Raw genomic sequence first — 11719 nt, forward strand, 5'->3', positions numbered from 1 at the left:
TGCTCATGCCCTCTCGTCGGGCTGGATGTACGGGCGGGCGAGACCGTGAGCCGTCCCGAACGGGACGCCGGTCAGCTCTGCCAGCTTCGGCCAGGAGACCCGGCGACGCATGTAGAGCGCGGCGATTAGGCGTCCCACCCGCTCACGTGCGGCGTCCCGGTCCTCATCGGCGAGCCGGACCGCATGGACAAGCTCGTCATCGCTCAGGTCTGCGGTCGGGCGTGCGAGCAGACCAGCAAGCTCGGCAAGCCTCTCCGGGTCCATAGATCGAGTGTTCGTCGTGTTGGCTTTCGAGAGTCGAAACCCAACAGCTCGGGAGCGCCATCACAGCCGACCGGGCCACCGTGTTCACGGTCCACTGGGTGCGGCCCGACGACCTCGGCGCCGTCGAGATCGTCTTCCTCGACGAGCACGAGGCTCGTCAGTACGCACAGGACCGGTCGCGAGACTGGCGGGTGCTGGCAACCACGGTTACCCGCTTCATGGTCGGCCAACTCGGAACTAGGCATCCAGTCGCCTGGTTCGTGGACGGCGAGGAGCAGCCGGCCCGGAAGGCGCGGCCCGGCAAGCTGTACCCGGTCGCGGATGCCGGGAGCGTTTGATGTCCGTGCTGACTCGCAGGAAGAGGCAACGCAGGCGATGTACCGGGCGTTCGAGCAGGTCGGCGCCCGGGACTGACACGCCTGGCGTCCGCCCTTGGTGGTGGGCGGACTGCGCAGCCCCGAGAGGGGGAGTGCGCCGCGGACGGGCAGTGTGGCGAGGACGCCGGCCCCGGCGAGGCCGCGCTGCCAAACGAGCACGCGCCGCCACCCATGGACGCGAGCTGAACGCCGGCTCGGGCCTGGTCACCCTGGCCGCTCGCCATGCGGAGCGGCCGGAGGCCTAGCGGGAGGCCTTCGTCAGTGGACCGGTCGCTCCGTCAGGACCCCAACGACGTCGCGGCCCCCGGCATCGGCCTGACCGCGTTTGCACCGCCTGTCGGTGATCCCACCTTGCGATGCGTTATGAATAAGTTCAGGATGGATCCTGTGGCGGGGACGGAAGTTCAGTGGAGCGATGTGCAGCGCGATCCCAAGAGTGTGGCCGCGAAGGCTGACGATGCGCCCGTGCGGGTGCGTCGCCGCGACGGGGTGCCGTTGGTCCTCATGCGCGAAGACCGAGCTGTGGCTGCCGAGCAGGGCGCTGTCACGGCGGCACGGGCGTTGCGCATGGCGCTGAAGGCACTCAGCCCCTCCGGGGTGGCAGCAGCCCTGCGCGACGAGTTCCCCTGGCTTGATGTCTTACCCTCCTCGGAACTTGCCCAGTTCACGATCGACTTCACCAGGGCGACCGAGGCCTGCGCGGAGCTTGGCGAGTGGGGCTTGTTCACGCGGACCGTCAGTGAGTGGAAGGCAACAGCGGCGATTCACGCCGACCCTGAGCTGCACCGCAACCTGACCGGGGCCGTTGTCGGAGACTTCGGCCGAGTGCCTGGCCCCGATGAGTGCTGAGCGGTGCCGGCGAAGCGGGGGGATCGTGTCAGTCCGCCAGGTCGTCCGAATGGATGGGAAGCCAGGTTCGCGACGACCGAGGCGGCCAAGGGCTGGGATGAGCTATGCAGCCACGCGAAGGCGAACACCTGGGAGGCGTACATCATCCTGACCGCGAGGCCGATCCAACCTGAGAACCCGGCTCGACAGCACCGGCACGGGGCAGCCTCGCCATGCGCGACGTGCAGGGCAAGTCGCTGGAGCAGTGGCAGTACGAGGTGACCGGATCTGGCCGAATCGCCTGCCGTTCGCCATCGACCGCTACCCGCTGACCGGAACCACCGCAATCCTCGGCGCGGACTCGTTGAAAGTCGATCCGGTGTCGTCCCCAGACGAACACCTACTCGCTGATCTATGGCGTCGCCGACTTCGGCGTGTGAGTGCCTCAACAGGCACCCACCGGGCCGGGGTCTACGCCCCCTCGGGGTCGTCGGCAGACAAGTACGGCTGAGCACGGCGGTGCGCCGTGGTCTGAGAGATGCCGGTCAGCCTGGTGATCTGCGGCCACGACAGGCCGTGAACGTCGTGCAGTGCCGCCAGCAGCCGGCCCGACAGTCTGAGCGACTCGTCGCGTTCGCCCTCCACCTTGCGGATGGCAGCGATCAACTCGGCTTGCGACATGCCGCCGAGATCTGACACTCACCGACCGTAGATTGATCTGCCTTCCCATTAATGGGAAGCTCTCGGAGTGAGCACTGGACTGAGCTACGTCTACGCCGTGCACTCGACCCGACCGGATGATGTCGGCGCGGTGGAGATCGTGTTCGTCGACGAGCGCGAGGCGCGGCGATACGCACAGGACCGGTCGCAGGACTGGCGGGTGCCGGCCACGTCGGTGACTCGGTTCGTGGTCGGGTACCTCGGTACGCGGCACCCACTGACGTGGTTCGCCGATGGCGAGGAGCAGCCGGCCCGCAAGGCTCGGCCGGGCAAGCTGTACCCGGTCGCGGATGCCGGGAGCGTCTGATGTCCGTTCTGAGGTCGCAGCGGTGGGATACCCGAGTTGTGTTCATCGAGCGTCAGCAGCGTTGGTGGTGGAACGCCTGGAGGGAGGCCACGGCTACGGAGCTGTACGGCTTCGCTGACTCGCAGGAAGAGGCAACGCAGGCGATGTACCGGGCGATCGAGCAGGCTGGCACCCGGGATTGACACGCCAGCACGTGTGACGAGGCCGTCGGCCAGGGTGACCCCCGGCGAGGCCGCACTGCGAAGACTCATGGCCTGTGCGGCGCGCTCGTTCGGCCCTGGCCGTGCGCCTCCGAGCGGGAGCCGGCTGGACAAGTCACGGTCGGCATGTATCGTGGACGCATCCCCCCAGGAGCTTCGGTTCCTGGGTGCGAGGCCCCGCCGCAAGGCGGGGCCTCTGCTTTTCTCCCCTCTTCCACCTACCAGCCGCGGGGCTTTGTGAACGTTCCCGTGCCGTCCTGAAGAGTGGTCGGGAACTGGCTGGCATCAAGCACACCGGCACGGATCTGCTTGAAGAAGCTGGGCTTGCAGCTCATGAGAGCACGGCTGCGCTTGGCCGTCGGGTGCGGGTTGATGACCCCAACCACCATTCCCAGCTCGTGCCGGACGATCCGCATCGGCTCCGTAAGGTCGCTGTCGTTGCTGATGATGACGAAGCACTCCGCGTCGTCCCGGAAGGCGTCAGCGAGGAGGTACGTCGCCAGGTTGACGTCCGAGCCCTTCTCCTCCGTCCTCATGACCTCGGCGAACTTCGGTCCGCCTGGTGTCGGCTCGGCGAGCGGCATCGTGGCCGGCTTCGTGAGGAAGTGGCCGAGGTGGATGGTCAGGGATGGGAGAGTCGCCAGTGCCCGGAGGTAAGTCTCCTGGTGAATCGGATCGTGTGGCTTGTTCGGGCGGGCGGCGACCCGAGCGGTGAAGTAGCGAATCCGGTTAATCGTGTTCTTCGGGAGCATCCGATCGCACAGCGCCCCGAGGTCGAGCCACCTGTACGGCGTACCCTTGAGGCAGCCGTAGTACAGGTTGAACCCGTCCACGTAGACATTCGTGCGCATCCGATGAGGCTATCGGCCGACCCTGACCGGACGCCGGCGCGGACTCCCGCCTCAGTATTCGGCGCCATTCGCTTTCATTGAGGGCGAGCCGGAGCATCGCTGGGTTGCGGACGGTGCGGGCCGGCGCCGACGGAGGCAGTGTGGGGAGGACGTCGGAGCGAGGGGAGATCACCATGCGGATCGCAGTCGCAGGCGCGACCGGGCACATCGGTTCACTCACGGTCGCCGCGCTTGAACGCGGCGGGCACGATGTTGTGCGCATCAGCCGCTCGCTCGGCGTGGACCTGTCGACTGGTGCCGGGCTCGACAACGCCCTGGCCGGCGTCGAGGCGCTCGTCGATGCCACCAACATTTCAGCGGTCGACCGGGCCGACTCGGTGGCGCTGTTCGGCACTGCCACGCGGAGCCTGCTCGCCGCCGAGGAGCGGACCGGCGTCCGTCACCACGTGCTGCTCTCGATAGTCGGGATCGACCGAGTCGAGGGCAACGCGCACTACGCGGGCAAGCGGGAACAGGAACGCCTCGTGGCCGCGGGACCCGTGCCGTGGACGATCGTCCCGGCCACGCAGTTCCACGACTTCGCTGCGATGGTGGCGACCTGGACCGAACAGGACGGCGTCGCACCGATCGCGCCGCTGCTCGTGCAGCCGATCGCCCCCGCGGACGTGGCCGACGTCCTCGCCGAGATCGTGGTGGGAGAGCCGCTGGGGCGTTACGTCGATGTCGCCGGGCCGGAGACACAAGACCTGGTGGACTTGGCCCGGCGTACCAACGAGGCGCGCGGCCGCGCGGTGAAGCTCGTCCCGACGTGGTCGTCGATGTTCGGCACGGCCATGGCGGGCGATGTGCTACTGCCCGGCCAGGGAGTCCCGCATCGCGCCGACGACCTTCGACGACTGGCTCGCGGAACAGCGATAGCCAGGCCGCAGAGCCGGCTGGGCGCACGATCGGCCGCGACGACCGGCGAAGGCTGGGGCCGGTCAGCCTTCCTGTTCGGTCGGGCGGATCAGCACTTCGTTGATCGCGACGCGGCGCGGGCGGGTGACGACGTAGCCGATCACGTCGGCAATGTCCTCCGCCTCCATCCGCTCCATGTCGCGGAACCGCGTCGAGAGCGTCTCCCGAATTTCGGGGCGGTTGTGGCCGGCAAGCTCGGTGGCCACCGCGCCGGGCTCGACCAGCGACACCCGGACGTGCCGCCTGGTCACCTCTTGCCGCAGCGCTTCGCCGAACGCACCGACCCCGTGCTTCGTGAGGTTGTAGACGCCGCTGCCGTTGCGGGCGACGCGGCCAGCGACGCTGCTGACCAGCACGAGATCGGCCACCCGCCGCGGTTCGGAGGAGGCGGCGCCGAGCAGATGCGGCAGCGCCGCGTGCGAGGTGTACAGCAGCCCCATCACGTTGGTCTCGACCATCCGCTGCCATTCCTCGACCGGCGCGTTCTCGATCGGGCCGAGCAACATGACGCCGGCGTTCGCGATGACGGTGTCCAGCCGGCCGAAGCGCTGCACCGTCTGCTCGATCGCATCGCGCGCAGCCGCTTCGTCGGTCACATCGGCCTCGATCACCAGCACCTCGGCACCGTCAGCCTCGAGACGTGCAGCCAGCTTGGCCAGCCGGTCGCGTCTCCGCGCAACGATCGAGACGCGAGCGCCTTGCCGGGCGAGCTCGACTGCCGTTGCCTCGCCGATTCCGCTGCTGGCGCCGGTGACCAGCGCGACCGTGCCATCAAGTCGTTCGCTCATCCATTCATCCTCCACGCCAACTCCCGCACGCGCCTGGGCCTGCGCGCTCCACCACACCCCGCGCCATTGCGGACAGGTCGAGCCCTACGGTGGGCGCTCATGCGGTGCGGGCTGTCGCGGGTGGGTACACCTGGCGGCGGTCGTTCTGCAGGCATGGGAAGGCGGAGAGCGGTGGCAGCCGAGCGGACGGGGCCGGAGCCCATGCCAGGCGTTCCGGACGCCCACCAGACATCCCTGCGGCGTCTGATGCCTGCCGTGTTCGCCCGCGCCTACGGGATCGCCCGGTCCCTCGTCATGTACCACGGCATCCCCGGCAGGCACCGACGGATGGTGCGGTTCTACAGCGAGTTCCTCGCGCCTGGCGACCTCGCCTTCGACATCGGCGCCCACGTCGGCAGCCGGGTCCGCGCCTGGCGCAAGCTCGGGGCCACGGTGGTCGCGGTCGAGCCGCAGCCGGATCTCGTGCGCGTCCTGCGACTGTTCTTCGGTCGCACCTCCGGCGTCACGATCCTCTCGCAGGCCGTCGGGGCGCAGCGCGGTCGGGCGCGGCTCGGCGTCTCCACCGCTACCCCGACGGTCTCGTCGATGTCGGCTGATTGGATCGAGTCGGTCACGGAGGACCGCAGCTTCGCAAAGGTGCGGTGGGACCGCTCCGTCGAGGTGGAGGTCGTGACACTCGACGACCTCATCGCCGCTCACGGCGTCCCGGCCTTCTGCAAGATCGACGTCGAGGGCTTCGAGGGCGACGTGCTGGCTGGGCTGAGCCGGCCACTGCGTGCGCTGTCGTTCGAGTACCTGCCCCCGGCCCACAACGCCACGCTCGCCGTCCTCGACATCGTGGAGCGGCTCGGCGCGGAGGTGGGCGGCTACCGCTACAACTACTCGCCCATCGAGACCATGCGGTTCGCATCCGACCGCTGGCTCGACGCGGAGGAGCTGGTGGCGCTGCTCGAACGCTTCCGCCCCCTGGGACGCTCCGGCGACGTCTACGCCCGCCTGGCCGGCCCACCCGGGTCGCAAGCCGACACCTGAGGTTGCGCGCTCGTCCGCTGTCCGCGATACCGCTTGCCCCGCTCGCCTGCCGCGCCATGCTCGGGTGCATGAGCCCAGCGTCGTTCGCCGGACCCACTGCCGAGCACTACGCGAAGTTCCGCCGCGGCTACAGCGCGGACGTCGTCGATCATGTGGTGGTCTCGCTCGGGCTCGACGGCCGGTCGCGAGTGCTCGACCTCGGCTGCGGCACCGGCCAGCTCACCCTCCCGCTCGCGCGCCGGACGCGCGCGGTGCTCGGAGTCGACGTCGAACCCGACATGTTGCGCCTGGCCCGCGAGGCCGGGCTCGCCTCCGGCGTGACCAACGCCGGATGGCTGCTCGGCGCCGACAGCGATCTCGATGGACTGGTCCCGCTCCTCGGCGAGCACTCGTTCGACGCGGTCACCATCGGTCAGGCCCTGCACTGGATGGATCCGCCCCGGCTCTTCTCCACGCTCGGGCGGCTGCTCCGGCCCGCGGGCACGGTCGGGGTGATCGCCAACGGCACGCCGCTCTGGCTCCAGGACACGGCGTGGTCGCAGGCTCTGCGTGCCCACCTCGAGTCGTGGCTCGGCGTCGAGCTCACAGCATGGTGCGGCTCCGATCCCGCGACCCGAGGCGAGTACGCGGCGCAGCTCGCCGACGCGGGGTTCGCCGACGTCGCGGAGACCGTCGTCGAGTACGTCGACCAGCTCACGTTCGAGCAGGTGGCCGGCAACGTCTATTCCGCGATGAGCCCGGAGCAGCTACCGCACGGCCCGGACCGCGAGGTCTTCGAGCAGCGGCTCCGCGAAGCGTTCGCCGGGGCCTCCGCGGCGGACCCGTACGTCGAACGGGTCGCGGTGCGTGTGCTCGCCGGACGGTGCGTTCAGGACGACCACCGCGTCACGGCAGCAGTTCGAGCACCTTCGCGATGAGCCCGATCGCGGGCCCCGCGATGTCGGACGCGTCCGAGACGGCCGTCTTGACGGTCTCCAGGATCCCGCGCACCTTCCCCGGCTCGGGGGAGTCGCTCGCCGACTCGCCCGCGGCCTCGTCGACCAGCTTTGCGAGCCGCTCCCGTTCGGCCTCACCGAGCGCGGGGCTGGACAGCACGAGCTGCAGCAGCTCGCTGAGCCCGCGCTGCGCCGGGCCGTCCCCGTGCGCGTTCTGGAAGTCGGTGATCACCGTGTTGACGGGCCGGTTCACGAATGTGGTCTGCCCGTGGAAGTTGAACTGGTCGGACACCTTGCCTCCGAGGTGGACGAACACCGTGTGGTCGCGGAACACGAACTGCTGGGAACCGGCAGAGGCCGGACGGAGAGTGTCGTTCAGGCGTTGTTCGGCTCGGCGGAGCCGGGCGAGTGCCTCGCCGCGGGCCGTCGATTCGCTCCGCGCCCCGCGCGCCTGATACGAGGTGGATTCGTAGGCGTCCTCGAGCGTGTGGCCGGCGCCCACCACGTCGGCGATCTCCTGCACGAGGCGCCGGACGCCGGACATCGTGAGCCCGTCGATCGGGAAGACGAGCTTCCGCTCGTCCTTGTGTCCGGCGAAGAGCACGAGACAGGGGAGCGCGTCCACCGGGACGCCGAGTTCCCGGGCCAGCTCGTACGCCCTGGCCCTCTCGAACGGGACCCACCGCAGCCACCGCAGCGAAGCGAAGCTCCGGTACAGCTCCGGCTCCAGCCGAGGCTTCCAGTACCTCTTGGCCGCGCGCCAGTCGTTCGGCCGCTCCATCACGAAGATCCGCAGCAGCGTGCCGGTCAGGGCGTTGAGCTCGTCGAAGTGGGTGCGGATGAACGTCGCCACCCCGGCATCGGCGTCGGTGTAGAGCAGGACGCCGTGCACGACCGGTTCGTCACTCGGCAGGGAGAGCCGTTCGGACAGGACGAGCCGGGAGAAGAGCTGCTGCGGTGTCGCCGCCGGCCCGAGCTGGTACATGGCTTGCGGCGGGTGCTCGATGCAGAGCACGAGGAGGTCGCCGTCCCCCAACCCTGCCTCGCCCGCCGTGGTGTCGACGTCCACGGGAGCGTCCGTCGCCGGGTCCGTGAGCCACACGCGCGGGTCCTCGCCCCCGAACCACTTGACCCGCGCCTGGTCCGCGCTCGACGCGAGTCCAGCGGCCCTCGCCGCGTCGAGGGCGAGGTCGGTCAGCGTCGCGACGGGCATGTCCGGCGTGATGTCGACGGTGCACGTCCCGGCGAGCAGCACCGCATCGAGCCGGGCCCATCGGGACGTCATGTCGTCCGTGGTCCGGTCGCCGAGCCGCTGCACGTCGAACTCGCGAAGACTGTCCATGCGACGCGCGACGTCCGCGCCGGCCGGGGAGTAGGAGGTGGTGACGAAGTCCCCCTCTCGCACAGCGACGTGCAGACGCATCTAGCCTCCGGGGAAGCGGTGTCGATCAGGCGCCATGATCGTAGCGGGGCAAAACGTCGGTTACTGCCTACGTAGCTCACGGCTTACGCCGAGCTCATAACGACCATCCATCATCGGCGACGAGGAGCACGGCTTCCCCGCAGGCGCGGCGGGTGACCCGTGGCTCGTCCCGGCCCGGTCGTGGCGGTTTGGCCGTCGAGCGATGACTTCCCGGCGCCCGTGGCGTCATACCTTCGGAATGCCGGCACGAAGGAGGACCGCAGTGGCTGCGAACCCCACGTACGTACTCATCCCCGGGGCCGGAGGCAGCGCCTTCTACTGGCACCGCCTCGTGGCGGAGCTGGCGGGCCGCGGCCGCGACGCCGTCGCCGTCGACCTCCCGGCCGGCGACGACTCGGCGGGGCTCGCCGAGTACACCGATGCCGTGGTCGACGCCATCGGAGGCCGCTCGCCGATCGTGCTCGTCGCCCAGTCGATGGGCGGGTTCACCGCGCCCCTCGTCTGCGAGCGGGCGCCGGTCGAGATGGTCGTGCTGCTCAACGCGATGGTGCCGGCGCCGGGCGAGTCTCCGGGCGAGTGGTGGGACAACACCGGGCAGCCGCAGGCGAAGGCCGAGATGGCTGAGCGCGAAGGCCGGCCCACCGGGGGCGACTTCGATCCGCTCGTGGAGTTCTTCCACGACGTGCCGCCCGATGTGACCGACGCCGTCTTCGCCCGCGGGGAGCCCGAGCAGTCCGGCACGCCATTCGAGAGGCCGTGGCCGCTCGCGTCCTGGCCCGACGTCCCGACGCGCTTCCTCCAGGGCCGCGACGACCGGTTCTTCCCGATGGAGTTCCAGCGGCGGGTGGTGCGGGAGCGGCTCGGGATCGACCTCGACGAGATGCCGGGCGGGCACCTGGTCGCGCTCAGTAGGCCGCAGGAAGTGGCCGACCGGCTGGAGGGGTACCTCTCCTGAGCGAACAGGGGACGCAACCTGCTGTTCAGCCAGCACGCATGGTGCTCGTCAGATGGGCCTTCCTACCCTGCGCGGGTGAACGAGCACACGCAGGTGCAACTGCCGGTGCGGGCCAGGCTGGCCCACGTGGAGAACGCCGTGGCCACCGCGGCCGCGGAGGTGGGCGTGGAACACCCGCACCACGGGTTCCGTGCTGAGCTCGACGAGCTCGGCGCGCGGCTCGCGCAGGTGCACGACCGCTGCCACGAGGTCGACGACGACGCGTGGGCCGCGTACAGCGCCCGGCTCGACCGCGGCCTCGACGAGCTGCACGTCGAGCTGGCCCGCGCGGCCGAGCACCCGAACTCGGGCCCGTCCGGCGACGACGTGCTGTTCGCGCGGACGGCCCGGCTGGAGCTCGACGGCTGGCTCGTGCGCCTGGACGTGCCGGGCGCAGCTTCCGACCATCCGCGTGCCCGAGAGCTGGCGTCGGCCGCATCGCGGGAGCTGGCGGACTACCGTGCGAACTGCAGCACGGGAGCGGGCGCTTCCCGTGCCGGCGTCGGACAGGCGATGGCGGCGCTGCGGCACGCCGCTCGCTGAGCCGGCTGGAACTTTCTTCGGGGGAAGTGTCGATCCTCCGCCTCCCCGGTTGTCGTGATAGCGACGTACCGGAACCAGGGAGGACCGAAGTGCAGTACATGCTGATGATCTGCGGTACCGAGGGTGCCGGGCCGGAGCCCGGCTACGACATGGCCGCGGCCACCGACGCCTGGGTCAAGGAGATGGACGGCCGGGGCGTCCGGCTGCAGGGCCACCGGCTGCGGCCGGTCGTGGACGCAACGACCGTGCGGATGCGCGGCAACGAGGTGCTGATCTCCGACGGGCCCTTCGCCGAGACGAAGGAGCAGATGTTCGGGTTCGACCTCATCGAGTGCGCGGACCTCGACGAGGCCATCGAGGTGGCGTCGAAGCACCCCGTCGCCATGTTCGGGATGGTCGAGGTGCGGCCGTTCTGGCCCGACGAGGAGTGAGCGCCGACAGCGGCGAGGCGATCGAGCAGGTCTTCCGCGCGGAGTGGGGCCTGGTCGTAGCCACCCTGATCCGCGCGACCGGCGACTGGGATCTCGCCGAGGAGTGCACACAGGACGCCGTCGCTCAGGCACTCGACCGCTGGCCGCGCGACGGAGTCCCGCGCAACCCCGGCGCGTGGCTCACCACCACCGCGCGGAACGCGGCGCGCAACCGGCTGCGCCGCAAGGCGATCGAGTCGGCGAAGCTGCGGGAGATCGCGATGGGACCACCCGTTCCCCAAGAATCGGGGCTCGACAGCGTGGTGCAGGACGACCGGCTGCGGCTGATCTTCACCTGCTGCCACCCGGCCCTCCCGCTGGAGGGCCGGGTGGCGCTCACGCTGCGGACGCTCGCCGGGCTCACCACCGCCGAGATCGCGCGCGCGTTCCTCATCTCGGAGCAGGCGATGGCGCAGCGGCTGGTCCGCACGAAACGCAAGATCCGGGAGGCCGGCATCCCGTACCGGGTGCCGCCCGACCACCTGCTCCCCGACCGGACCTCGGCTGTCCTCGCCGTGGTGGCGAGGTCAGCCCGGACGGGCACGGCGGTGCGGAGCTGCCCATGTGACATCGCAGGGCTCGTATGGGGAGATCGTGCCCGGCTAGGCGCACGGTCCAGAAGTAGCCGAGCAACTTCGTTTGCAGATGCAAATTTTTTCGGGAGAGATCGCGCAGGACGTCGGCCCGCAGCTCACCCCGAACCGGCAGTCGGTCACCATGAGCTACGACGACGTCGGCAACCTCGTGAAGATCGAGTTCTGGGCGGCCTCGCGCATCCTCCGTCCGGATACGTTGAGTTCGGGAAGAATGCGGCTGACCTATGACTCCGAGCTAGACGAGGCGCGCTTGCATCTGGCCGGCGGCATTGTTGACGACTCAGAGCTGTTGGTGGTCGGGCCGCAGCTGACGCCGACGGCGGATCGGCTCCTCCTCGCGTATGACACCGCCGACTACCTGGTGTACGTCGATGTCGAGGGCGCCGACCGGGTGCTCCGAGCCGAGACCCTGGCCGCCGCCTTGTGAGCGGCGG

Annotated in this window: 14 protein-coding genes and 2 pseudogenes; 11 read left to right on the top strand and 5 right to left on the bottom strand. The window is 69.8% G+C overall.

The features are described from left to right. Positions 1 to 3: 3 nt before the first annotated feature. Complete coding sequence (locus ABD143_RS31340; protein ID WP_343985181.1) at positions 4 to 264, bottom strand: hypothetical protein; 261 nt, start codon at positions 262 to 264, stop codon at positions 4 to 6. A 98-nt stretch (positions 265 to 362) separates the two neighbouring features. On the opposite strand from ABD143_RS31340, the gene ABD143_RS31345 reads away from it, so the two are divergent. Both ABD143_RS31345 and ABD143_RS31350 read left to right on the top strand, forming a co-directional pair. Further along, positions 363 to 602 carry a hypothetical protein gene (locus tag ABD143_RS31345; protein ID WP_343985183.1) on the top strand — a complete coding sequence of 80 codons (240 nt, stop codon included), beginning with the start codon at positions 363 to 365 and terminating at the stop codon, positions 600 to 602. Between the two features lie 300 nt (positions 603 to 902). After that, a complete protein-coding gene (locus ABD143_RS31350; RefSeq protein WP_343985185.1) occupies positions 903 to 1490 on the top strand; it encodes a hypothetical protein in 588 nt (195 codons plus the stop codon). A 450-nt stretch (positions 1491 to 1940) separates the two neighbouring features. On the opposite strand, the gene ABD143_RS31355 is transcribed toward ABD143_RS31350, so the two are convergent. Continuing rightward, on the bottom strand, positions 1941 to 2168 hold the full coding sequence (locus tag ABD143_RS31355) for a hypothetical protein (RefSeq protein WP_343985187.1): 228 nt from the start codon (positions 2166 to 2168) through the stop codon (positions 1941 to 1943). A 49-nt stretch (positions 2169 to 2217) separates the two neighbouring features. Between ABD143_RS31355 and ABD143_RS31360 the strand changes: the two genes are divergently transcribed. Further along, the gene (locus tag ABD143_RS31360) at positions 2218 to 2496 is read left to right on the top strand and encodes a hypothetical protein (protein ID WP_343985189.1); all 279 of its coding nucleotides are present in this window, start codon (positions 2218 to 2220) and stop codon (positions 2494 to 2496) included. A 418-nt stretch (positions 2497 to 2914) separates the two neighbouring features. Here the strand turns inward: ABD143_RS31360 and ABD143_RS31365 are convergent, their stop codons facing one another. Continuing rightward, positions 2915 to 3547 (bottom strand): NYN domain-containing protein, encoded by a 633-nt coding sequence (locus ABD143_RS31365; RefSeq protein WP_343985191.1) that lies wholly within the window; start codon positions 3545 to 3547, stop codon positions 2915 to 2917. Positions 3548 to 3720: 173 nt separating this feature from the next. Between ABD143_RS31365 and ABD143_RS31370 the strand changes: the two are divergent. After that, positions 3721 to 4179, top strand: a pseudogene (locus ABD143_RS31370) (SDR family oxidoreductase); the annotation flags it as partial. Between the two features lie 348 nt (positions 4180 to 4527). Here ABD143_RS31370 and ABD143_RS31375 read toward each other — a convergent pair. Beyond that, on the bottom strand, positions 4528 to 5292 hold the full coding sequence (locus ABD143_RS31375) for an SDR family NAD(P)-dependent oxidoreductase (RefSeq protein WP_343985831.1): 765 nt from the start codon (positions 5290 to 5292) through the stop codon (positions 4528 to 4530). A gap of 171 nt (positions 5293 to 5463) precedes the next feature. Here ABD143_RS31375 and ABD143_RS31380 point away from each other — a divergent pair, with 171 nt between their 5' ends. Beyond that, positions 5464 to 6324 (top strand): FkbM family methyltransferase, encoded by an 861-nt coding sequence (locus ABD143_RS31380; protein ID WP_343985834.1) that lies wholly within the window; start codon positions 5464 to 5466, stop codon positions 6322 to 6324. 68 nt (positions 6325 to 6392) lie between these two features. After that, a complete protein-coding gene (locus ABD143_RS31385) occupies positions 6393 to 7241 on the top strand; it encodes a class I SAM-dependent methyltransferase (protein ID WP_343985193.1) in 849 nt (282 codons plus the stop codon). Here the strand turns inward: ABD143_RS31385 and ABD143_RS31390 are convergent. Next, positions 7210 to 8682 (bottom strand): hypothetical protein, encoded by a 1473-nt coding sequence (locus tag ABD143_RS31390; protein ID WP_343985195.1) that lies wholly within the window; start codon positions 8680 to 8682, stop codon positions 7210 to 7212. The two genes, ABD143_RS31385 and ABD143_RS31390, sit on opposite strands and share 32 nt — an antisense overlap. A gap of 262 nt (positions 8683 to 8944) precedes the next feature. Between ABD143_RS31390 and ABD143_RS31395 the strand changes: the two genes are divergently transcribed. The 5 genes and pseudogenes from ABD143_RS31395 (at position 8945) to ABD143_RS31415 (ending at position 11712) form a co-directional block, all read left to right on the top strand. Further along, a complete protein-coding gene (locus ABD143_RS31395; RefSeq protein WP_343985197.1) occupies positions 8945 to 9637 on the top strand; it encodes an alpha/beta fold hydrolase in 693 nt (230 codons plus the stop codon). 75 nt (positions 9638 to 9712) lie between these two features. Beyond that, positions 9713 to 10219, top strand: a complete 507-nt coding sequence (locus ABD143_RS31400; protein WP_343985199.1) for a hypothetical protein — start codon at positions 9713 to 9715, stop codon at positions 10217 to 10219. Positions 10220 to 10308: 89 nt separating this feature from the next. Further along, positions 10309 to 10650 carry a YciI family protein gene (locus ABD143_RS31405; RefSeq protein ID WP_343985201.1) on the top strand — a complete coding sequence of 114 codons (342 nt, stop codon included), beginning with the start codon at positions 10309 to 10311 and terminating at the stop codon, positions 10648 to 10650. After that, a pseudogene (locus ABD143_RS31410) lies at positions 10647 to 11210 on the top strand (RNA polymerase sigma factor); the annotation flags it as partial. The gene ABD143_RS31405 and the pseudogene ABD143_RS31410, both read left to right, overlap by 4 nt. Positions 11211 to 11334: 124 nt before the next feature. Beyond that, a complete protein-coding gene (locus ABD143_RS31415) occupies positions 11335 to 11712 on the top strand; it encodes a hypothetical protein (RefSeq protein ID WP_343985890.1) in 378 nt (125 codons plus the stop codon). Positions 11713 to 11719: the final 7 nt, after the last annotated feature.

This window comes from Pseudonocardia aurantiaca (assembly GCF_039526725.1).
Classification (GTDB): Bacteria; Actinomycetota; Actinomycetes; order Mycobacteriales; family Pseudonocardiaceae; genus Pseudonocardia; species Pseudonocardia aurantiaca.

Bases quoted from the DNA above. Each gene is read 5' to 3' on its own strand.
- ABD143_RS31340 (WP_343985181.1), bottom strand. From the start codon at position 264: ATGGACCCGGAGAGGCTTGCCGAGCTTGCTGGTCTGCTCGCACGCCCG.
- ABD143_RS31365 (WP_343985191.1), bottom strand. From the start codon at position 3,547: ATGCGCACGAATGTCTACGTGGACGGGTTCAACCTGTACTACGGCTGC.
- ABD143_RS31375 (WP_343985831.1), bottom strand. From the start codon at position 5,292: ATGAGCGAACGACTTGATGGCACGGTCGCGCTGGTCACCGGCGCCAGC.
- ABD143_RS31385 (WP_343985193.1), top strand. From the start codon at position 6,393: ATGAGCCCAGCGTCGTTCGCCGGACCCACTGCCGAGCACTACGCGAAG.
- ABD143_RS31390 (WP_343985195.1), bottom strand. From the start codon at position 8,682: ATGCGTCTGCACGTCGCTGTGCGAGAGGGGGACTTCGTCACCACCTCC.
- ABD143_RS31415 (WP_343985890.1), top strand. From the start codon at position 11,335: ATGCAAATTTTTTCGGGAGAGATCGCGCAGGACGTCGGCCCGCAGCTC.